Origin of the sequence: Yersinia vastinensis (assembly GCF_044905075.1) — a bacterium.
In the GTDB taxonomy this organism is placed as follows: Bacteria; Pseudomonadota; Gammaproteobacteria; order Enterobacterales; family Enterobacteriaceae; genus Yersinia; species Yersinia vastinensis.
Genome location: NZ_CP173260.1, coordinates 862106 through 885077, shown reverse-complemented (window position 1 = coordinate 885077; position 22972 = coordinate 862106). Strand labels below are relative to the sequence as shown.

The following is a 22972-nucleotide window of genomic DNA, read 5'->3' as shown; positions in this document are numbered from 1 at the left end:
GCGTCATTGTTGCAGGCAATTTGGACTCAGACAGTGCACCAGAACCAGAACCTACACCATGACCTTGTAAATCATGAGTAGGTAAGGATTCTGAGCACCGCCCAGACTCAAAATGGCAAATAAAATAGCCCTAACTTCATTTACTCTTCGATAGACGCTAAATAAGCCTCGGCATCTAACAGATTTGCCAGCTCACCTTCATCAGAGGCTTTGATGCTGAACAACCAGCCATCGGTATAGGGTGCGCTGTTGACCAGTTCTGGTGAACTTTCCAGTTCGGTATTCACGGCGATGATTTCACCGCTAATAGGAGCATAAATGTCTGAGGCCGCTTTAACTGACTCGGCAACAGCGCAATCGCTGCCAGCAGAAACTTCGCTGCCCACTTCAGGCAAATCAACAAACACCATGTCGCCCAGAAGTTCTTGTGCATGCTCAGTGATCCCGACGCTATAGACGCCATCACCATCGGCACGAACCCACTCGTGAGATGACGCATATTTCAATTCTGCTGGTACATTGCTCATTGCTGCTCCTTAAAAAGGGTTGAGCCGAAAAATGTTGGCTCGTTTAATTCGGAATAATGACAGACAAATTTACAGCGCGACCGGTTTACCCGCCCGCACAAAACCCGGTTTTGTGACCCGTACCGGCATTTCACGGTTACGGATTTGTACCACTGCGCTTTCACCGATACCCGCAGGAACACGCGCTAACGCAATACTGAAGCCCAGTGTGGGTGAGAAAGAACCGCTGGTTATCACCCCTACATGCTGATTGCCCGAAGCATCAGAGAAATGCACTGGCAACTCATTACGTAATACGCCTTTTTCGGTCATGATCAAGCCGACCAGTTGCTCTGTGCCGTTGGCACGTTGCTGTTCCAGTGCTTCACGGCCAATAAACTGACGGTCCTCTGGCAGCCAAGCTACAGTCCACCCCATATTGGCGGCGAGTGGTGAAATACCCTCATCCATTTCCTGACCGTAGAGGTTCATCCCGGCTTCCAAACGCAAAGTATCGCGCGCGCCCAGCCCAGCAGGTTTCACACCCGCTGCCAACAATTGCTGCCAGAATTCAACTACCCGCTCTTTTGGCAACGCGATCTCATAACCGGCTTCACCGGTATAACCCGTAGTGGCAATAAACAAATCGTCAACTTGAATACCAAAAAACGGCTTCATGCCCGAAATGGCTTGTTGCTGTTCAGGGGTCAGTAAAGTAGCCACTTTCTGCTGTGCTGTGGGGCCTTGTACCGCAACCAGCGCCAAGTCATCACGTACAGTGACATCAACCTGATAAGGCTGCGCATGCTGAATTATCCAGTCCAAGTCTTTATCGCGGGTGGCAGAGTTAACCACTAAACGGAAATAGTCTTCGCGCAGGAAGTAGACAATTAAATCATCGATGACACCACCGGAAGCATTCAGCATCCCAGTGTAAAGGGCTTTGCCCGGCTGGGTCAGTTTGGCAACATCATTGGCCAATAAATAACGTAAGAACTCACGGGTGCGGGCACCGTGCAGGTCGACAATAGTCATATGCGAGACATCGAACATACCAGCATCGGTACGCACGATATGGTGTTCGTCGATTTGGGAACCATAATGCAATGGCATCATCCAGCCATGAAAATCTACCATGCGTGCACCGCATGCCACGTGCTGATCATACAGAGGGGTCTGCTTAGCCATCTTTATTCCCTTCACTTTGGGTCACATGTAATGAGTGTCTGGTATCGGTACTATAAACCCCAGAAAAACAGGCATGAGTCACACGACGCAAACGATACCTTTTACCCAACGTTATCACCGAATTCATCAGGTAACCATAAGCTAAAATAGGCAATAACAGGCGGTAAGAAAGCAAAAGGCGGGGGTATTGTGCAGAGTTTTCCACTACAAAACTGCGTACTTAGGCACACAATTAACAATTAAACAGTAAAAATTACGATGTTATATAACTAAACAACCAAAACTCTGTCGTATTCAACTTTTCAGGTTTTAGTTATGCGTGAAAAAAACTAATGCGAAAACCACACTGAAATTAGATTATTTCAACTGAGAGGACGATATCCGAGTCATCACTCCCAATAGGCGTAATTGTTGCTGCCAACTGTTTGCGAATAAATAATGGATACAGACAGCGTACAGACGAAATGGATGCATTTTGCAGGCCCCTTTTAAGGGGCTCATCAGGGTGAGTACCGTGAATTAGCCAGAACGTACAAGCAGCACGTGAAGATTTCGAGCACGACCCAAATTCAAAATGACAAATAAAATAGCCTTATTGGGGCTGCTCTAGCCAATCGGGTAAACTATTTAACCCCATCGCCTGACGCACGAGCTGTGGTTTTACACCCGGTAAGTTATCTGCCAATGTTAACCCGATATCGCGTAGCAATTTCTTTGCGGGGTGCCGGCCGTCAAATAAGTCACGAAAACCTTGCATGCTGGCGAGCATCACCGCAGCACTGTGTTTGCGGCGACGTTCATAACGGCGCAGATAGAGATGTTGGCCGATATCTTTCCCTTGATGTTGTAAACGTCGAAGCTCAGAAACCAACTCGGCGGCGTCCATAAAGCCGAGGTTTACCCCCTGCCCAGCCAATGGGTGGACCGTGTGAGCGGCATCGCCCACCAGCGCCAAACGGTGGCCAGCAAAGCTACGAGCATAGCGCCCCGTCAGAGGAAAAGTCTGGCGTTCACTCTCAAGCTGGCATTGCCCCAGCCGCATATCAAAGGCGATCCCCAGCTCATGATTAAATTGCTCGGAGGGTAACACAGCCAATTCGGCGGCTCGTTCAGGCGGTAATGACCAGACAATAGAACTAAGATGAGCGTCGCTAAAAGGCAGGAAAGCCAGAATACCATCACCATGAAACACTTGGCGCGCAGTCGCTTGATGGGCCTCTTCAGTGCGAATAGTCGCCACGAGTGCATGATGGGCATAATCCCAAAATGTCAGCGGGATATCCGCATGCTGACGCAACCAAGAGTTCGCACCATCAGCCCCAACCACTAACTTGGCACTGAGCATTCGCTCGTCAGTCAACGTGATAAAAGCCTCACTTTCCCCCCAAGCGACCTGTTTTAGGCTCGCTGGGGCCAATAGAGTAACATCGGCCAATTGGCTGGCCCGCTGCCACAAAGCCTGCTGGATGACGCTATTTTCGATAATATGACCGAGGTGACTGAAGCCGTATTCATTCGCGTGGAATGCAATTTTCCCAAAGCTGTCCTGATCCCAAACCTCCATACCACGATAGGGGCTGGCGCGTAGCGCTAAGATACTGTCCCACACGCCAATTTTTTGCAGTAAGCGCTCACTGGCCGCATTAATCGCCGAGACTCGCAGCGCCAATTCACCGGTCACAGGAGCAGATAGTGGTTCCTGCGCTGGCTGATGTTCCAGAATGGCAATACGCAGACCACTGCCTTGTAAGCCGCAAGCCAGTGCGAGACCGACCATTCCGCCACCGGCGATCACTACGTCATATGATTGCATTAAAAAGTATTCCTTAATAAATACTCACTTTGCCTACCCAATAGATTTCAGGATGCGAGAGGCTGGCAAACGAGATCATTCCGATGAGCATATACCCGTCAGTCGTTCAGGTGACCAAGAGCAGCCAACACGCCCGCCACTTGAAAGATGAAGAGAAGACAACGCTAGCGCTTAACCCAGCCCAGCGTCCGCCTCGCAAAAGCATCTCGAATGGTAGGGATACATTCCATTGACATCAAAGCAAGGTTACGTCCAACCACGAGTGGCCCATAGCGATTGGCAAACAGGTGAATTAAGCCATCAGTCACCCCGATAGTCGCCTGTTGATCTTGCTGTCGCCGTTGTTGGTATTGGCTTAGTACACCATAGTCGCCGGGATCTTCACCTGCTTGTGCGATGGTTTCAGCCAACGACATCACATCGCGCAAACCCAGATTAAAACCCTGACCCGCTATCGGATGCAGTGTTTGGGCCGCATTACCGACCAATGCCAAACGATGGCTAATATGCCGTGAGGCGGTCAACAACTGCAATGGATAGCTATGACGCTTGCCCGCATGAAGAAATCTCCCTAGACGCCAACCAAAAGCCCGCTGTAACTCTGCCAGAAAACGGGCATCATCCCAGCTATCGACGTGTTGTTTATCTTCTTTGGCATGACACCAAACCAGCGAACTGCGCCCTTGCGACATAGGTAATAATGCCAATGGGCCATTACGGGTAAACCGCTCAAAGGCGCGGCCATTGGGCAGTTCAGAGGTAGTAACATTAGCAATCACTGCAATTTGTTGGTAATCCTGCTGCTGCCACTGAATATTGCACGCCTGAGCTAATGCAGAATAAGAGCCATCCGCCGCCACCAGCAATTTTGCACTCAGCTGCTGGCCGTCATCCAGCATCACATTAGCTGACTCTGTCGTGCGGGTCACTTCCACTACTTTTGCCGGGCAATACAAAGTGACGCCCGGCGCTGTCTGTAATAAAGCAAATAACCGTTGCCCCGCATCGTGCAGCTCAATCACCTGACCCAACGCCGGTACACGATAATCTTGCGCCCGTAAATTCACAAAGCCAGAATGCCCGTTATCACTGACGTGAACATGTTCAATGGCGGTGGCACAATCGGCCAATGCCGACCAAACACCGATATTCTCGAGCTGCTGGCATGTTCCCTGCGCCAGTGCGATGGCTCTGGCATCAAAACCCGGGTGCTGACGATTATCCGGCAGTTGGGCTTCAATCAGTGCCACCGGCACAGCCCCTTGCGTAAGGGATGAAATAGCCAACGCCAATGTTGCACCAGCCATACCGCCGCCGACAATTATCACGCTCATCAGTTATCTCGCTGCCGCCATAAGAGCTTCAATTGCATCGGGATCTTTTACTACACTGGCGGTCAGATTTTCGTTACCGTCGGCAGTAATCACGATGTCATCCTCAATTCGGATACCAATACCGCGATATTGTGGCGGCACGTCGGCATCCGGCGCGATATACAGCCCAGGCTCAATGGTTAGCACCATGCCAGGTTCAAGAATACGCCCACGATCACTGTTAGCATAATCGCCAACATCATGCACATCCATCCCCAGCCAGTGGCTCAAACCATGCATAAAGAATGGCCGATGCGCCTGCTCAGTAATGAGTTGTTCAACATCACCTTTCAGGATGCCCAAATTGACCAAGCCGGTAATCATAATCCTCACGACCTGTTCTGTAACTTCACGAATACTGGTGCCGGGCCGGTATAGTTCGAGTGATTTGTTGATGGATGCCAATACGATGTCATAAATCTCACGCTGCGCCGGGGTAAACTTGCCATTCACCGGGAAGGTACGCGTGATGTCGCCCGCATAACCCTGATATTCACAACCCGCGTCAATCAGTACCAGTTCGCCATCACGCAGCTCACACTCATTTTCGGTGTAATGCAAAATGCAGCCGTTTTCACCGCCACCAACGATCGTGTTATATGCCGGATAACGCGCACCATGGCGAGTAAACTCATGCAGAATTTCCCCTTCCAACTGGTACTCAAACATCCCCGGACGGCATCTTTCCATCGCGCGAGTGTGGGCCAACGCACTGATTTCACCAGCGCGGCGCATCACCGCAATTTCTTCTTCTGACTTAAACAGACGCATTTCATGCAGCCATGGACGCCAGTCCGTTAAAGTTGCTGGTGCGCGCAGATTTTTACGAAAACCATTGCGTAATCGCTCCAACGCGGCAAACACAATTTTATCGGCATAGTCATATTGGCCCTGCGCGTGATAGACCACATCAAGGCGATTAAGCAGCAAATAGAGATGTTCGTCGATTTCGTTAAAAGGTAATGCGCGATCGACCCCTAACTTTGTAGGCGCAGCCTCTTGCCCCAAACGACGACCAAACCAGATTTCAGCAGTTAAATCCCGTACCCGGTTAAACAATACGCTGTGGTTGTGTGTCTCATCACTTTTCACCAGAATCAATACCGCTTCCGGCTCATTGAAACCCGTCAGGTAACTAAAATCGCTATTCTGCCGATAAGGATATTCGGAATCCGCGCTGCGTGTGGCCTCTGGTGCGGCAAAAATAATGGCTGCACTGCCTGGAGCCATCTTCGCTAACAACGCCTGACGGCGGTTCTGGTATTCTTGCTGAGTCATCACACCCTCCTGAAATATCCGGTTTTCATCATTCAAAACACAACATGGATTTGTTTAGTGTAATGTCGGCTTACGTATTTCCGGAGCTGTCGGCTTTTCTTGCGTAAATTCGATATGGCACAAGATTGCCGCGACACGCACATACTCAATCACTTCTTCCAATGACTGAGCCAGTTCTTCTTGATCTTCATCTTCGTCATACCCTAACTGAGCGATATTACGCAAATCATCGATCGCTTCGCCGACTTCATCTTTCACTTGCGCCAGCTTCGGTTGCAGCATCCCAAGCCCTAGCAGGAAATGGTTAACCCAGCCTGATAATGCATCAGCACGGTCAAAAACCGTGATCTCTTCCCCTTCAGGAATCAATAACTGGAACATAAAACCTTCGTTTTCCAGCGCTTCTTGTGTTGCTTCATGTAACTGTTGTAACGGTAAATCCAGTGATTGTGAAAACGCGACACCTTCATTGGTCAGGTCATGCACCAAGGTGCGCCAACCGTTGTCTTTACTGCCACCACAGAGCATTCCGCTGATCAAACCATGCATTTCAGCGGGGGTTAATGCCACTGCTTGCTGGTTCAATGCCAGGGCAAGTGATTGGTAAGTCGGTAATGTATTCTCTATAGACATGCGTATTGGTCATCGTTGGCAGGATAAGTTCGTGTTATGCTACCACCAAGAAAGGTCGCTATACCAGAAAACGCAACGCTATATACCCTATAGATTTCAATATGCAGGAAGGCAGCAAACAGATTTGCAATTTGAAAGATGGGGGATAAAGGGGTTGTATCTTGGTATCGAGGTATATATAGTGACGCCCGCTTTGCAGCTACGAGCAATTTGCCTCTGGTTTTCAGGGCTGGCGCGAAATTAGTCAGGAAGGTCGCATGTCTGCACAACCGGTAGATATTCAAATTTTTGGTCGCTCGTTAAGAGTTAATTGTCCGCCAGAACAACAAGATGCGTTGAACATGGCAGCAGAAGATCTTAACCAACGGTTGCAAGATCTGAAAGTTCGCACTAGAGTCACCAATACTGAGCAGTTAGTTTTTATCGCGGCATTGAACGTATGTCACGAATTAGCTCAGGAAAGATTAAAAACCCGTGACTATGCTTCCAATATGGAGCAACGTATACGAATGCTACAACAGACCATTGAACAGGCATTGCTTGAACAGGGTCGCATCTCTGAACGTCAGGATGCACAATTTGAATAAATCTCTGTTGAATGATAGATTCAGCAGTGAGTAAAGAATTTCTCTGAGGTGTTTGTCAGCGGGTCAGTCCCCTGAGCCGATATTTAATACCAACAGAATGTAGTGCCTCCGTAACCGGTGCGCATGCTCGGTCCGCCGAGAAGCCTTAAGGTTGCGACGCTGCGTTCACCTTGAACCATGGGTTCAAGGGTTACAGCCTGCGGCGGCATCTCGGAGATCCCTTTCTTATCGTGTAACCGGCACTTTTGGGTTATCACGTTCGTTGTGATACAGGCAATTTCCTCCTTACTTAGTTAACAACTTGTTTTTTAAGTCAATAAAATGCCCTTGAATCCGCAACATGCCCTTGAGCGGCAAAAAATTCGCAGTGAAATTCGTGAGCGCCGGCGCTTGCTCACTCCGGAGCAACAGCAGCAATCAGCTCATCTCGCCGCCAGTCATCTCGCCTCCCACCATAAAATTCAACAAGCGAATACGGTCGCGATATTTCTCTCTTTTGATGGCGAGCTGAATACTGACCCGGTTATCGAGTTGCTGTGGCAGCAGAAAAAGCAAGTTTATCTCCCTGTTCTTCACCCCTTCAGCCCCGGGAATTTACTCTTTCTCAGCTATCGGCCTGATAGCCAGCTTATACGTAACCGGCTGAAAATCTTTGAACCTCAGTTAGATGTGCGCGATGTTCTGCCCCTAAACCAGCTAGATGTGGTGATAACCCCGCTGGTGGCATTCGATCAACACGGACAGCGCTTAGGGATGGGGGGTGGTTTTTATGACCGCACACTACAACACTGGCAGCGTGGCGGCCCCTATCCTATTGGTCTTGCTCATGATTGTCAGCGCGTAGAATATTTACCCAGTGAACATTGGGATGTACCACTACCCGAGATAGTCACACCGGAAAAAGTCTGGCGGTGGTGAACCAAGATTTTCCGCATAAAAAAACACCCGAAATCTCGTGATAGCGGGTGTTCAGTCATTTTTTACTCACGCGGACATCACATAACCATACCCAAAGACATTGACGTTGCCGCTAGGCAGCAACGCCAAGACGAAGAATATGTTAGTACAATAAACGCGCGCGTATAGTCCCTGGAATCGCCTTCATGGCTAACAATGCTTTTTCTGCATTTTCCGCATCATCAGTTTCTACGTCGATAACGACGTAACCGATTTCAGCGCTGGTTTGCAAATATTGCGCCGCGATATTGACGTTCTGTTCAGCAAAAATTTTGTTAATGCTGGTCAGAATGCCAGGACGGTTTTCATGGATATGCAGCAGACGGCGGGTATTGTCGCCGTGGGCTGGCAGAGAAACTTCTGGGAAGTTAACCGCAGACAGCGTTGAACCGTTGTCAGAGTACTTCGCCAGTTTACCGGCCACTTCGTCACCGATATTTTCCTGCGCTTCCTGAGTGGAGCCACCGATATGCGGAGTCAATAACACATTGTCAAACTCGCACAATGGTGAATTGAACGGGTCTTTATTGGTTGCTGGCTCTTCAGGGAAAACGTCAATTGCCGCACCGGCCAGATGATTACTAGCCAATGCATCACACAGCGCCGGAATATCAACCACGGTACCGCGTGAGGCGTTAATCAACATCGCACCGGGCTTCATCAGTGCTAATTGCTCTGGGCCAATCATATTTTTAGTGGAGTGATTTTCTGGCACATGCAGGCTTATCACGTCACTCATGTTCAATAAATCAGACAGATGGCGAACCTGCTGCGCATTCCCCAACGACAGCTTATTCTCGATATCGTAGAAGAAGACTTTCATGCCGACACTTTCAGCCAAAATACCCAACTGAGTACCGATATGACCATACCCGATGATACCCAGCTTTTTGCCACGGGCTTCATAGGAGCCAACCGCCAACTTATTCCACTCGCCACGATGCGCTTTGGCATTAGCTGAGGGAATACCACGGAACATCAACAGTAACTCGCCCAGTACCATTTCGGCGACCGAACGGGTATTGGAGAAAGGTGCATTGAATACCGGCACACCGCGTTTGGTTGCCGCATTTAAATCAACCTGATTAGTCCCGATACAGAAACAACCTACTGCAACTAATTTTTCTGCTGCAGCAAAAACTTCTTCGGACAGATGCGTACGCGATCGAATCCCGACGAAGTGAGCATCACGAATAGATTCTTTCAGTGATTCGGTGTCTAAGGCACCTTTATGATATTCAATATTGCTATAACCGGCCGCACGCAGATTATCAACCGTGCTCTGGTGCACCCCTTCCACTAACAGAAACTTAATTCTGTCTTTCTCCAGTGATACTTTTGCCATGTCCCCGACCCTATTTTCAGACTTCAGATGTGGCTGCCGATATCGAATGAATCCGGTCAGCACCCTGCCAACATAACAAATATTACGCGGGCGGCAATACAAACGATTGCCTGTCTATCAGCATAACAATCAGTGCGGATGTTAATTTATGGAATAAAAAACTGGCTGAGGGAGAGTTAATGGCAGGTTAATAAAATGAAATGCAAAATTGTGATATATATCACCAAATTTAACCATTTAAAGAAAAGATATTTAAAGACAATAATTATCAGGGTGAAGTCAATAAACCACACCCTGAGCAAGGTTTAACTGATCACTTTAGAAGCACAGTCTTCACACCGTCAGCGGTGCCAATCAGAGCCACATCAGCACCCCGGTTGGCAAATAACCCCACAGTGACAACGCCAGCAATGCCATTAATTTTATTTTCTAACGCGACTGCATCTAAAATAGTCAGGTTATGGACATCCAGAATAACGTTGCCGTTATCGGTCAGAACATTTTGGCGATATTCCGGTAACCCACCCAATTTAACCAGCTCACGGGCAACATAAGAGCGAGCCATCGGAATAACTTCTACTGGCAGCGGGAACTTACCCAACACGTCAACCTGCTTGGATGCATCGGCAATACAGATGAATTTACGCGCTATAGCGGCAATAATTTTCTCACGCGTCAGGGCGGCACCGCCCCCTTTAATCATCTGCATCTGGCCGTTAATTTCATCTGCACCATCGACATAAATATCCAGCGTATCTACTTCGTTGCAATCAAATACCTGAATACCGTAACTTTTCAGCTTGGCTGTAGATGCGTCAGAGCTGGAAACCGCCCCTTCAATTTGGCCTTTGATGGAAGCGAGAGCATCAATGAAATGTGCCGCAGTTGAGCCGGTCCCGACCCCAACAATAGTGCCAGGTTTGACATAATCTAATGCTGCCCAGCCCACTGCTTTTTTAAGTTCATCCTGAGTCATGGTAAATTCGCGCCTTGATATGAAAGAAAACCTGAGGTCATTATAGAGCATATACACCAGAAATCGCCGCAATAAAGCCCGTTTAGGATACGGTTAATTCTAGCAAGCTCACAGTTATGTCCGTTTATTTGTGGCGAGCACTCAGGCATTCCGACATAGAAAAATGATCAAAATGTGGCATAGTGCGATATCAACTTAATATTTGGAGAGATGACTCCGATGAAACGCCCAGACTACCGTACGCTACAAGCGCTGGACGCGGTGATCCGTGAACGCGGTTTTGAACGCGCGGCACAAAAACTCTGTATCACCCAATCGGCGGTATCTCAACGCATTAAGCAGTTAGAGAACCTGTTCGGTCAGCCTCTATTGGTGCGCACAGTCCCCCCTCGCCCAACGGAACAAGGGCAGAAGTTGCTCGCATTACTGCATCAGGTTGAACTGCTGGAGGAGGAGTGGCTCGGCAATGACAATGGCGGGGATACCCCTTTGCTACTGTCGCTGGCGGTCAACGCCGACAGTCTGGCAACCTGGTTACTTCCAGCATTGAAACCGGTGTTGGCTGACTCCCCGATTCGGCTTAATTTACAAGTCGAAGATGAAACCCGAACACAAGAACGCTTGCGCCGTGGTGAAGTCGTGGGCGCGGTTAGTATCCAACCGCAACCACTACCAAGTTGTTTGGTCGATCAATTGGGGGCGCTGGATTATCTGTTTGTTGCGTCGAAACCTTTCGCAGAGCGTTATTTTCCCAATGGCGTCACTCGTTCAGCCTTGCTGAAAGCGCCAGCGGTAGCTTTTGACCATTTGGATGATATGCATCAGGCGTTTTTGCAGCAGAATTTCGATTTATCGCCGGGGAGTGTCCCCTGCCATATCGTTAACTCCTCAGAAGCCTTTGTGCAACTAGCGAGGCAAGGCACTACTTGCTGTATGATCCCGCATTTGCAAATCGAAAAAGAATTGGCGTCCGGTGAGCTGATTGATTTGACCCCGGGATTATTGCAACGGCGGATGTTGTTCTGGCATCGATTTGCGCCAGAAAGCCGGACGATGAGAAAAGTCACTGACGCCCTGTTATCTTACGGGCGTCAGGTATTACGGCAAGACTAGCTTTTATTTAGCCGCCGCTGCTGGTGTGCTGGCAGCGGTTTTTAGCTCAAACACGACATCGACCTGATCATCAAAGTGGATGGTTTGTTGCTCGTAAGTTTGAGCTGCATCTGTCGCGGGCGCGGCTTCAGCGCTCTTAAACATACGCGCTACCGGCATTGGCTGGTAGTTCGCAACATGATAGCGAATGCTATAAACCGGCCCTAATTTGACCTTAAACCCTTCCGCTAAAGAACCGGCCTGGCTAATGGCATTCTCAATGGCTTTTTTGCGCGCTTGTTCACGGTAAGTCTCTGGATTAGCGACACCCAGTTCGACTGCACGAATCTCATTAAGGCCAGACTTGAGTGCGCCATCCAGCAGGTCGTCTAATTTTTCAAGCTGGCGCAGTGTGACTTGAACCTGACGCACGGCACGGTAGCCTTTCAATACTGCTTCACCGGTTTTCTGGTAATCATATTCAGGCTGGGTGCGGATATTGGCAGCGTTAATATCTTTCTTATCGATGCCACTTTTACGTAGGAAATCAAAATATTGTGAGACGCGGGTATCCGCTTGTTTTTTGGCATCTGCGGCATCTTTGGCAGACACACTGACTTCAATAGCGATTGTGGCAATATCTGGAGTCGCATCCACACTGGCAGTACCGGAGGTGACAACATGCGGCCCTTCTGGCACTTCGGCGGCTTGAGCTTGTAGCGCCAAAGGTAACGTCCCTAATCCCATCATTGCGGCCAAAGCCAATGTCTTCAACTTCACGGAAGCCTCCTAAAATATGCATAACAAATAAATTAGCTGCAGCTAGATAACCAGTGAATTTAATTAGTCACAAACACATTTGCAGTTAATTACACTCACATGTATCTCATTGGCAAGATGATTCATTTGCTGTCGGTAATCTGATTAACACATCAACCGTAGCATATCTTAGGGGTCATGGGATTCAGATTAGTGATAAAAAATCACAGATTTAACCCCTGACACGCCAACTGAAAAGCAATAAACCACATCACGCCTCCGACCAACAGATTAATCACCCGCTGCGAGGTCGAACGGTTTAGCCACGGTGATAACCATGCAGCTAATAGCGCCAAGGCAAAAAACCAAGTAACAGAGGCGCTTACGGCGCCAAATGCAAACCAAGGCCGGACATCAGGTAAGAGTTGCCCCCCCAAACTCCCCAGCACCACAAAGGTATCCAGATAAACATGTGGATTAAGCCAAGTCACCGCCAATAGCGTCACGATGATGCGCCAGCGCCCCTGTGTACCGGCGACAGCAGAGGATGAGGTATTCTCCCCCCGCCAGGCTGCTAGCAGTGCTCCCCAGCCATACCACAGCAGGAAAACCACACCACCCCAAGTCACCAGAGCCAGCAACAGTGGTGAACGGCTTAATAAAGCACTGCCGCCAAAAATACCAGCACAAATCAAGATGATGTCACTGAGCGCACAAAGCCCAGCACTCATTAAATGATGCTGCCGCTTAATTCCCTGATTCATCACAAACGCATTTTGTGGCCCCAAAGGCAAAATCATGGCGGCGCTAAGAGCAAAACCTTGTAAAAACACAGCTAACATACTGTTACCTTTAAATAATCATCAGAATTCACTGAGAAAAGAGGAAAGCAATTAGCAGCATATTACGGGGAGAAAATCATCAGAGGAAATTGATATTTCTTATCAACTATAAGTAAAGCTAATGGCGAGTAAATGGGTATCGAGGATAAACGGGAAAATAAGAAAAAACGGGCCGATAGCAGCCCGTATTAACATCATTCACTGCTTTTATGCTGACGGAGTCGATTCTGCAGTGGCGACCTGATGCAAATGCACATCCATCTGCGGGTAAGGAATGCCAATTTTATTGGCATCCAACGCACGTTTGAAGTTTTCCATCAAATCCCAATATACGTCCATTGCATCGCCGTTGGTGGTCCAGACTCGCACAGTGAAGTTTAGTGAGGACGCTGCCATTTCATTGAGGCGTACGGTCACGCCTTTGTCATGCATAATACGTGAATCAGCGGCAATGATATCGCCCAGAACTTTCTTCACCACATCAATATCAGCATCATAAGCTACGCCAATAACCATATCAGTACGACGGTTCGGTTCACGGCTAGTATTGATGATATTGTTAGCAATGATTTTGCCATTTGGCACTACGATGATTTTGTCATCAACTGTGCGCAGCGTGGTTGAAAAAATCTGTACCTGTACCACGGTACCAGCGACACCACCCAGATCGACATATTCACCCGCTTTAAACGGACGGAAGGCCACCAGTAGTACACCAGCGGCAAAGTTGGACAGTGAGCCTTGCAACGCCAAACCGACGGCTAAACCGGCAGCACCGATAACGGCAATCACCGAGGCAGTTTGTACTCCAAGACGGCCCAGTACAGCAACGATAGTGAAGGCCAGAATGCTGTAACGCACCATTGCTGCCAGAAAATCTGCCACCGTGACATCAATGCCCCGTAGCTTCATTACCCGGCCAAGCATCCGTGAGACCACTTTGGCAATAATTGAACCGACAATCAGGATTAGCAGCGCCGCAACAAGATTGACAGCATATTGAATCAGCAAATCCTGATTATTAATAAACCAGCTACTGGCTTCATTGATACTATCAACTACGTTTAACTCTTCCATTTAAACCATCCTACAAAAAAGTCCCCATGACTGGAGAAAATTACACATAAAATAACAATAAGTCGTAGGTTAGTTTAGCGAACAATCTGGCGAGGGTAACGAATAATATTTTATATCATGATAATTAATAGGGGATTAACGGTAGTATCCCCAAGGCATGAAAACAAAAAAGCCAATTCAAAAATAAATTTGAATATGGCTAACCACTGAATTTCCCGTGTTATTCAGATATCAACAACTGAGCAATAACAGACTGAAGTTTATTCCGGCGCCGTCGATGTTACTGAATGTAAATGTACATCCATCTGCGGATAAGGAATGCCAATATTATTGGCATCCAATGCACGTTTGAAATTTTCCATCAGATCCCAGTAAACCGGCATAGCATCCACATTGGCCGTCCAAACTCTGACAGTGAAATTAAGTGATGAAGCTGCCATTTCATGTAATCTAACAATAACGCCACGCTGATGTATAATTCGAACATCTGCAGAGATAATATCTCCCAGCACTTTTTTCACCAGATCTATATCTGCATTATAGGCTACTCCAATCATCATATCGGTACGACGATTAGGCTCCCTGCTGATATTAATTATATTATTGGCGATTATTTTACTATTTGGCACGACTATAATTTTATCATCGGGAGCACGCAATGTTGTCGATAGTATTTGTACTTGAACAACTGTCCCGGCAGCACCGGCCAGATCAACTTGTTCTCCCGCCTTTAATGGCCGGAATGTCACTAATAATACCCCGGCAGCAAGGTTGGAGAGTGATCCCTGCAAAGCGAGTGCGACCGCTAAACCTGCGGCACCAATAACAGCAATAACTGAGGTGGTTTGAACACCGAGGCGGCCTAATACTGCAACAAAGGTAAAGACCAGAATACTGTATCGAACAATTGCAGCAATAAAATCAGCAACGGTAGAATCGATACCACGGGCACTCATCATTCTTTGAACTGAATTTGAAAAAACTTTTGCGACAATGACACCAATAATCAGAATAAGCAATGCCATCAGAATATTAACTATATATATGATTAATAGATCCTTATTATTCACCAACCAAACTGTCGCTTCATTAATACCGTCAACAACATTCAGCTCTTCCATATAGTTATTCCTCTTAAATCGATAAAAAAAGAAACCATGTAATAGGTTATCTATCTCAGCACTTTAGTTATTGCCTTATCACTTAAAAAGAAGGAATTATAGGATTATTCTTGTTTATTCAGGTTCATAATTCAAAAAAACAGAATAATCATGAATATATGAAATCCATCAGCACCTCCTTGTGTTTTATATGTCAACAGCACTTAGAAAGAGAATGATTGAATCATATTTAAAGATGAATATTGTGAATGTGACTTAATCGATGTATCCGATAATAATGTAAAAAGGCCCCAGAGGGGCCTTTAAGCGTATGGCAAAAAACTGAATTACAGTACGTTGATTGCGTTCAGTTCTTTAAATGCCAATTCTAGGCGAGCGATCATGCTTACCTGAGCAGCACGTAACCACACACGTGGGTCGTAATGCTTTTTGTTCGGCTTATCAGCACCTTCTGGGTTACCCAGTTGGCCTTGCAGATAGCCTTCGTTCTTCTTGTAGTAGTTCAGAATACCTTCCCATGTTGCCCACTGGGTATCGGTGTCGATATTCATTTTCACTACGCCGTAGCTTACTGCTTCTTTGATTTCAGCAGCAGTAGAACCTGAACCGCCGTGGAACACGAAGTTCAGGCTGTTATGCGGCAGATTGTGTTTCTTAGAAACATAATCCTGAGAGTCACGCAGAATCGTTGGGGTCAGTTTCACGTTACCTGGTTTGTAAACACCGTGTACGTTGCCGAAAGAGGCAGCGATGGTGAACCGTGGGCTGATAGCGTTCAGTTTTTCGTACGCATAATCAACGTCTTGTGGTTGAGTATACAGAGAAGATGCGTCCATATGGCTGTTATCCACGCCATCTTCTTCACCACCAGTACAACCCAGTTCGATTTCCAGCGTCATACCGATTTTTGACATACGAGTCAGGTATTTGCTACAGATTTCAATGTTTTCTTCCAGAGACTCTTCGGACAGGTCAATCATGTGAGAAGAGAACAGTGGTTTGCCAGTGGCAGCAAAGTGTTTTTCACCCGCATCCAACAAGCCGTCTAACCATGGCAGCAATTTCTTGGCGCAATGGTCGGTATGCAGAATAACAGGAACACCGTAATGCTCAGCCATCTGATGTACATGGTGTGCGCCAGAGATAGCGCCCAGAATTGCAGCACCTTGTGGTACGTCAGTCTTCACGCCTTTACCTGCGATGAATGCTGCACCACCGTTAGAGAACTGAACGATAACGGGTGCGCCCACTTTGGCTGCTGTTTCCAGCACTGCGTTGATAGAGTCGGTGCCGACACAGTTAACCGCAGGCAGAGCAAATTTGTTTTCTTTTGCTACTGCGAAGACTTTCTGTACGTCATCACCTGTGATGACACCTGGTTTTACGAAATCAAAAATTTTAGACATGTAAGTTGTCCTGTTTCGTCGACTGAAGATAGCAGCTATCCGGGAGGATAGGCCCTAAATGTAAATCGGTTTTCACACTACTCACACCCGCAGGCGGTGAGTTAAAAGTGAAACGGGCGGCTTTCGCCCCCCGTTATCTAAATTACTGCTTAGCGCGCTCTTCCAGCATCACAACCGCTGGCAGTTTTTTCCCTTCTACGAACTCAAGGAAAGCGCCGCCGCCGGTAGAGATGTAAGAGATTTGGTCAGCAATGCCGAACAAGTCGATTGCTGCCAGAGTGTCACCGCCGCCTGCGATAGAGAATGCTTCGCTCTCTGCGATGGCGCGCGCCACAATCTCGGTCCCTTTACGGAAGTTAGGGAACTCGAACACACCAACCGGGCCATTCCACAGAATGGTTTTGGCGTTTTTCAGGATCTCAGCCAGACGTTCCGCAGACTCGTCGCCCAGATCCAGAATTTGCTCGTCATCTTTGATTTGGTTAGCTGGTTTCAGTGTCGCAGTGGCTGTTTCAGAGAACTCGGTAGCAACACGAACATCGGTAGGAACTGGGATATTGCAAGTTTCCAGCAGGCGTTTAGCTTCTGGAATCAGGTCTGCTTCATACAGAGATTTACCTACGTTGTTGCCTTGAGCGGCAACAAAGGTATTGGCGATACCGCCACCGACAATCAGCTGGTCTGCAATTTTAGACAGTGAACCCAGTACAGTCAGTTTGGTCGAAACTTTAGAACCACCAACGATGGCGACCATTGGACGCGCTGGGTTACCCAGTGCTTTACCTAATGCTTCCAACTCGGCAGACAACAGCGGGCCGGCACAGGCGATAGGCGCAAATTTACCCACACCGTGAGTAGAAGCCTGAGCACGGTGAGCTGTACCAAAAGCATCCATCACATACACATCACACAGTGCGGCATATTTCTTGGACAGAGTTTCGTCGTCTTTCTTTTCGCCTTTGTTAAAGCGAACGTTTTCCAGAACAACCAACTCGCCAGCTGCAATTTCAATGCCATCCAGATAATCTTTCGCCAGACGTACCGGAGCAGACAATTTGTCTTTCAGGTAGTTAACGACTGGCAGCAAGGAGAACTCTTCGTTGTACTCGCCTTCGGTCGGGCGACCCAAGTGAGAAGTAACCATTACTTTAGCGCCTTGCTTCAGTGCTGCCTCAATTGTCGGCAGAGATGCACGGATACGCGCATCTGAAGTCACTTTGCCCTCTTTTACCGGAACATTGAGGTCCGCACGGATCAGCACGCGTTTGCCAGCCAGATCCAGATCGGTCATCTTAATTACAGACATGGTGAATCCTCTTGTTGATTCTCTTTAAAGTTGCATAAGCTGCACACCAACCGTTGATGAAACCGCAATAAATCACGGAAAAACAATATGTTAGCATGCCATACTAGAAACCACTTCTGGCCATCGCCAATGTCGTATCCAACATTCTATTGGCGAAACCCCATTCGTTATCGCACCATACCAGCGTCTTAATTAGGTGCTGCCCACTCACCCGCGTCTGGGTGCAATCAACAATCGCACTGTGCGGATCATGGTTAAAATCGGTCGACACCAATGGTAATTCCGTATAGTCAACTATACCACGAAATGAACCTCTTGCTGCCTTTTGCAAAAGCTGGTTAACCTCAGCCACGCCAACCGGGCTTGTCACGCTGACACTTAAATCTATCGCGGTGACGTTGATGGTTGGTACCCGCACCGAGATTGCTTCAAACCTGTCGCAAAACTTCGGAAATATGCGGGTAATCCCTGCCGCCAGTTTAGTATCAACCGGAATAATTGACTGACTGGCTGCCCGGGTACGGCGTAAATCCTGATGATAAGCATCAATAACGGGCTGGTCATTCATTGATGAATGAATGGTGGTGACAGTGCCGGACTCGATGCCATAAGCCACATCCAACAACTGAATAATAGGAATAATACAGTTCGTGGTACAGGAAGCATTGGAAACAATTCGATGCTCTGCCTGTAAATCTTGATGATTAACACCATAAACCACTGTAGCGTCTAAATCATGGCCACCGGGATGGGCAAACAGTACCTTTTTGGCACCGGAGGTTAAATGCACCTCACCATCAGCACGGCTACCATACACGCCGCTACAATCCAGAACGACATCAATTCCTAACTCACCCCAGGGTAACTGCCCAATTTCTGGCTGATGTATCAGCCGGATAATATCGTCCCCGACGTATAATTTGTCGCATTCCTGACGAACATCCCAAGCAAATCGCCCATGGCTAGAGTCATACTTCAACAGATGGGCCATTCCTTCTGCATTAGCCAACTCATTAATAGCAACGACTGAAATCTCTGCCCGGCGACCTGATTCATACAATGCGCGTAAAACGCTACGGCCAATTCGGCCAAAGCCATTTATCGCTATACGGATTGTCATGTTACTTCCTGTTTCTGGTTATTATCATGCAACCCCACAGCGTACTTCAGCGCACCCTAAGATGTTAATCGTCTTATCACAATTCAGCCAGAATACATCCGGCTTTTTCCTCAGCGAAATGTGCTGAAATAGAAATTGAATTATGACTGAAACGCTTCAGCCAGAATAAACCAAACTAATCATAAAAGGAATATATCCCTGATAAAGGGCACAATTCATCCATCAATTGGCGAAAAAAAAGACTGCCGAAGCAGTCTTTTAACAGGTGTATTACCGGGATTATCATCACCATTTACACCCGACTATAGCTTCTTACGTAAAGCTACAGCATGTGTTGGTCACGTTGTGGCTTATTTCAACAACGCTTGAGCTTTTGCCACCACATTTTCTACGGTGAACCCAAACTCTTTGAACAGCAATTCCGCAGGAGCAGATTCACCGAAGGTGGTCATGCCCACAACCGCGCCATTCAGGCCAACATATTTGTACCAATAATCAGCAATACCCGCTTCTACCGCAACGCGAGCGCTCACTGCAGATGGCAATACAGATTCACGGTAAGCCGCGTCTTGCTTGTCGAATGCATCAGTTGATGGCATAGAGACAACACGAACTTTACGACCTGCGGCAGTCAGTTGGTCTGCAGCTGCAACCGCCAGTTCTACTTCAGAACCGGTCGCAATAAAGATCAATTCTGGCTGGCCTGCACAATCTTTCAGCACGTAAGCGCCTTTAGAAATGTTGGCTAACTGTTCAGCAGTACGTGGCTGTTGTGCCAGATTCTGACGGGAGAAGATCAGGGCACTTGGGCCGTCTTTACGTTCCAACGCGTACTGCCACGCTACCGCAGACTCAACTTGGTCACATGGACGCCAAGTGCTCATATTTGGTGTGACGCGCAGGCTCGCCATCTGCTCAACTGGCTGATGGGTTGGGCCGTCTTCGCCCAGACCGATTGAGTCATGAGTGTAAACAAAGATGCTGCGGATTTTCATCAGTGCAGCCATGCGTACTGCGTTACGGGCATATTCCACAAACATCAGGAAGGTTGCACCGTAAGGAATAAAACCACCGTGTAATGCGATACCGTTCATGATGGCAGACATACCAAATTCACGGACACCGTAGTGAATGTAGTTACCTGCCAGATCATCGCTCAGTGATTTAGAGCCAGACCAGATAGTCAAGTTACTGGGTGCCAAGTCAGCAGAGCCACCCAAGAATTCTGGCAAGACTTTACCGAAAGCCTCCAGCGCATTTTGTGATGCTTTACGGCTAGCAATCTTGGCTGGGTTGGCTTGTAACTCTTCGATGAATTTCTTGGATTCTGCTGCCCAGTTAGCTGGCAGCTCACCACTCACGCGGCGTTTGAATTCAGCAGCCAGTTCTGGATGTGCTTTAGCATAAGCGGCGAACTTTTCGTTCCAAGCGGCTTCTTTAGCCTTGCCTGCTTCTTTGGCATCCCACGCAGCATAAATATCTTGTGGAATTTCAAACGCTGGGTATTTCCAGCCTAATGCTTCACGAGTTGCTGCAACTTCATCAGCACCTAATGGTGCGCCATGAGAGTCATGAGTACCGGCTTTTTTCGGCGAACCAAAACCAATAATGGTTTTGCACATCAGCAATGATGGTTTGTCTGTAACTCTGCGGGCTTCTTCGATAGCGGCTTTGATAGCATCAGCGTTATGTCCATCAACACCACGAACAACATGCCAACCGTATGCTTCGAAACGAGCAGCGGTATCATCAGTAAACCACCCCTCAACGTGACCGTCGATGGAGATACCATTGTCATCATAGAAAGCAGTCAGTTTACCCAGCTTCATAGTACCCGCCAGAGAGCACACCTCGTGGGAGATACCTTCCATCATGCAGCCGTCACCCATAAAGGCATAGGTGTGGTGATTGACAATATCAAAACCTGGACGGTTAAACTGCGCGCCCAAAGTACGTTCTGCAATGGCAAAACCTACTGCGTTAGCAATGCCCTGACCCAATGGGCCAGTGGTTGTTTCTACGCCTGCGGTATAACCATATTCAGGGTGACCTGGCGTTTTAGAGTGCAACTGGCGGAAGTTTTTCAGTTCTTCCATTGGCAGATCATAACCAGTGAGGTGCAGCAAGCTATAGATCAACATGGAGCCGTGACCATTCGACAAGACGAAACGGTCGCGATCTGCCCAGTGTGGATTGGTCGGATTATGGTTCAGGTAATCACGCCACAGAACTTCGGCAATATCTGCCATGCCCATAGGGGCGCCGGGGTGGCCGGAATTCGCTTTTTGCACGGCGTCCATGCTTAGTGCGCGGATCGCGTTGGCAAGCTCTTTACGAGAGGACATGTTTTACTCCAGGTCGGATTAAAAAAAGCGTTCAAGTTTACCATTTTCTCAGACTCAGCATTGAAACGGCAATCACTAAAACCAAATGAGCTATAACTTCCATATTAATGGCTAATGGAATCTGCTGATTTTCAGACAAAAGCTATAGCTGTAACGCCCAAGGCGCGTTAACCTCGCTGCGTTTTTAGCCGCAGATGAGCGAGTTAAACTCACGCTGGGCCACAAGTGCTCGTTTTTGCAAACAAACCAGTATAAATCCTACGTTGCAACAACGATTTCGGGCAAGACCTATTGCCGACAGAGTAGAACAACCGCAGGCGTTTCAACAGCTATTAATGCAATAGTTGAGGAGAATGTAATAGTGGTTTTAAGCCCTAGCCATGAATAGATAACAGCAATTAATACGTTGTCGTCACAGGTCGAACGACCCTATCCCATGATAAAAATCGCATAACCACAGGATGAAAGTGTTATGAAAATTCGTACTTCCATGATTGCACTGAGCCTCACAGCCTTACTGAGTGGCTGCCAAAACATGAATACTGATGGCTTGATGCAGTCTGGTGCGCAAGCATTTCAGGCGGCAACACTGAGTGATGCTGATGTAAAAAACCTCAGTGAGAAATCTTGCGCGGAAATGGATCAAAAAGCTCAAATAGCCTCCGCAGATAGTGCCTACGGTAAACGTTTGGCAAAAATCTCAGCGGCCTTAGGTGACAATATCAATGGTACGCCAGCCAACTATAAAGTTTACGTCACAAAAGATGTCAATGCGTGGGCAATGGCCAATGGCTGCATCCGTGTCTATAGCGGCCTAATGGATATGATGACAGATAATGAAGTGGAAGGGGTGCTCGGCCATGAAATGGGCCATGTGGCATTAGGTCACACCCGTAAAGCGATGCAAGTAGCCTATGGGACTACCGCCCTACGCACTGCCGCGGCATCCGCAGGTGGCGTTGCAGGCCAACTTTCGCAATCTCAGTTGGCTGATATTGGTGAGAAATTGGTAAATGCTCAATTCTCCCAGAAGCAAGAGAGCGAAGCGGATGACTACTCATTCGATTTACTGAAAAAACAGGGCATTGATCCAAACGGCTTGGTCACCAGCTTCGAAAAACTGGCGACTATGGAAGCAGGACGCTCCAGTAGCATGTTCGATGATCATCCATCCTCACAAGCTCGGGCCGACCATATCCGTCAGCGCATTGCCAGTGGCCAGTAAACTTCATTAGTATTGATTCACTG

General features: G+C 47.9%; 21 protein-coding genes and 1 other RNA gene. 5 read left to right on the top strand and 17 right to left on the bottom strand.

From position 1 onward, the window contains the following. Window positions 1-140: 140 nt before the first annotated feature. The 7 genes from gcvH to ACIOG0_RS03945 all read right to left on the bottom strand — a co-directional run bounded on the left by gcvH (window position 141) and on the right by ACIOG0_RS03945 (window position 6791). On the bottom strand, window positions 141-527 hold the full coding sequence (gcvH, locus tag ACIOG0_RS03975; RefSeq protein WP_050097997.1) for a glycine cleavage system protein GcvH: 387 nt from the start codon (window positions 525-527) through the stop codon (window positions 141-143). 69 nt (window positions 528-596) lie between these two features. Next, entirely contained in the window at window positions 597-1694 is a 1098-nt protein-coding gene (gene gcvT, locus ACIOG0_RS03970) for a glycine cleavage system aminomethyltransferase GcvT (protein ID WP_128451585.1), read from the bottom strand. Then, window positions 1687-1899 (bottom strand): hypothetical protein, encoded by a 213-nt coding sequence (locus ACIOG0_RS03965; RefSeq protein ID WP_155409026.1) that lies wholly within the window; start codon window positions 1897-1899, stop codon window positions 1687-1689. Before ACIOG0_RS03965 ends, gcvT begins: the two co-directional genes overlap by 8 nt. A gap of 387 nt (window positions 1900-2286) precedes the next feature. Then, window positions 2287-3507 (bottom strand): FAD-dependent 2-octaprenylphenol hydroxylase, encoded by a 1221-nt coding sequence (ubiI, locus tag ACIOG0_RS03960; protein WP_128451586.1) that lies wholly within the window; start codon window positions 3505-3507, stop codon window positions 2287-2289. Between the two features lie 164 nt (window positions 3508-3671). Continuing rightward, window positions 3672-4841, bottom strand: coding sequence for a 2-octaprenyl-6-methoxyphenyl hydroxylase (gene ubiH, locus ACIOG0_RS03955; protein WP_128451587.1), 1170 nt, complete (start codon window positions 4839-4841; stop codon window positions 3672-3674). A 3-nt stretch (window positions 4842-4844) separates the two neighbouring features. Next, on the bottom strand, window positions 4845-6158 hold the full coding sequence (pepP, locus tag ACIOG0_RS03950; protein ID WP_050097993.1) for a Xaa-Pro aminopeptidase: 1314 nt from the start codon (window positions 6156-6158) through the stop codon (window positions 4845-4847). Window positions 6159-6212: 54 nt separating this feature from the next. After that, window positions 6213-6791 (bottom strand): YecA family protein, encoded by a 579-nt coding sequence (locus tag ACIOG0_RS03945; protein ID WP_004706810.1) that lies wholly within the window; start codon window positions 6789-6791, stop codon window positions 6213-6215. 257 nt (window positions 6792-7048) lie between these two features. Here ACIOG0_RS03945 and zapA point away from each other — a divergent pair, with 257 nt between their 5' ends. From zapA to ACIOG0_RS03930, 3 genes are all read left to right on the top strand, one after another. Continuing rightward, window positions 7049-7378 (top strand): cell division protein ZapA, encoded by a 330-nt coding sequence (gene zapA / locus ACIOG0_RS03940; protein ID WP_004706812.1) that lies wholly within the window; start codon window positions 7049-7051, stop codon window positions 7376-7378. 37 nt (window positions 7379-7415) lie between these two features. Beyond that, window positions 7416-7599, top strand: a non-coding RNA gene (gene ssrS / locus ACIOG0_RS03935) — 6S RNA. Window positions 7600-7699: 100 nt separating this feature from the next. After that, on the top strand, window positions 7700-8296 hold the full coding sequence (locus tag ACIOG0_RS03930) for a 5-formyltetrahydrofolate cyclo-ligase (protein WP_050296072.1): 597 nt from the start codon (window positions 7700-7702) through the stop codon (window positions 8294-8296). Window positions 8297-8438: 142 nt separating this feature from the next. On the opposite strand, the gene serA is transcribed toward ACIOG0_RS03930, so the two are convergent. Beyond that, entirely contained in the window at window positions 8439-9680 is a 1242-nt protein-coding gene (gene serA / locus ACIOG0_RS03925; protein WP_050097991.1) for a phosphoglycerate dehydrogenase, read from the bottom strand. Window positions 9681-9993: 313 nt separating this feature from the next. Further along, window positions 9994-10656: a ribose-5-phosphate isomerase RpiA gene (gene rpiA / locus ACIOG0_RS03920; protein WP_050097990.1), complete on the bottom strand. Its 663-nt coding sequence runs from the start codon at window positions 10654-10656 to the stop codon at window positions 9994-9996. A 219-nt stretch (window positions 10657-10875) separates the two neighbouring features. Here rpiA and ACIOG0_RS03915 point away from each other — a divergent pair, with 219 nt between their 5' ends. After that, entirely contained in the window at window positions 10876-11769 is an 894-nt protein-coding gene (locus ACIOG0_RS03915) for a LysR family transcriptional regulator ArgP (RefSeq protein ID WP_050097989.1), read from the top strand. Window positions 11770-11772: 3 nt separating this feature from the next. Here the strand turns inward: ACIOG0_RS03915 and ACIOG0_RS03910 are convergent, their stop codons facing one another. From ACIOG0_RS03910 to tkt, 8 genes are all read right to left on the bottom strand, one after another. After that, window positions 11773-12528: an oxidative stress defense protein gene (locus ACIOG0_RS03910; protein ID WP_050097988.1), complete on the bottom strand. Its 756-nt coding sequence runs from the start codon at window positions 12526-12528 to the stop codon at window positions 11773-11775. 203 nt (window positions 12529-12731) lie between these two features. Then, window positions 12732-13349, bottom strand: coding sequence for an arginine exporter ArgO (argO, locus tag ACIOG0_RS03905; RefSeq protein WP_050097987.1), 618 nt, complete (start codon window positions 13347-13349; stop codon window positions 12732-12734). Between the two features lie 207 nt (window positions 13350-13556). After that, window positions 13557-14426 (bottom strand): small-conductance mechanosensitive channel MscS, encoded by an 870-nt coding sequence (mscS, locus tag ACIOG0_RS03900; protein ID WP_050097986.1) that lies wholly within the window; start codon window positions 14424-14426, stop codon window positions 13557-13559. Window positions 14427-14686: 260 nt separating this feature from the next. Continuing rightward, a complete protein-coding gene (gene mscS, locus ACIOG0_RS03895; protein WP_050140244.1) occupies window positions 14687-15547 on the bottom strand; it encodes a small-conductance mechanosensitive channel MscS in 861 nt (286 codons plus the stop codon). A 326-nt stretch (window positions 15548-15873) separates the two neighbouring features. After that, window positions 15874-16953 carry a class II fructose-bisphosphate aldolase gene (fbaA, locus tag ACIOG0_RS03890; RefSeq protein ID WP_050097984.1) on the bottom strand — a complete coding sequence of 360 codons (1080 nt, stop codon included), beginning with the start codon at window positions 16951-16953 and terminating at the stop codon, window positions 15874-15876. 142 nt (window positions 16954-17095) lie between these two features. After that, window positions 17096-18259, bottom strand: a complete 1164-nt coding sequence (gene pgk / locus ACIOG0_RS03885) for a phosphoglycerate kinase (protein ID WP_050140243.1) — start codon at window positions 18257-18259, stop codon at window positions 17096-17098. Between the two features lie 103 nt (window positions 18260-18362). After that, on the bottom strand, window positions 18363-19379 hold the full coding sequence (epd, locus tag ACIOG0_RS03880; protein WP_050097982.1) for an erythrose-4-phosphate dehydrogenase: 1017 nt from the start codon (window positions 19377-19379) through the stop codon (window positions 18363-18365). Between the two features lie 350 nt (window positions 19380-19729). After that, entirely contained in the window at window positions 19730-21724 is a 1995-nt protein-coding gene (tkt, locus tag ACIOG0_RS03875; protein WP_050097981.1) for a transketolase, read from the bottom strand. A 472-nt stretch (window positions 21725-22196) separates the two neighbouring features. Between tkt and ACIOG0_RS03870 the strand changes: the two genes are divergently transcribed. Continuing rightward, complete coding sequence (locus tag ACIOG0_RS03870) at window positions 22197-22949, top strand: M48 family metallopeptidase (protein WP_128451589.1); 753 nt, start codon at window positions 22197-22199, stop codon at window positions 22947-22949. The last annotated feature ends 23 nt before the right edge of the window (window positions 22950-22972 follow it).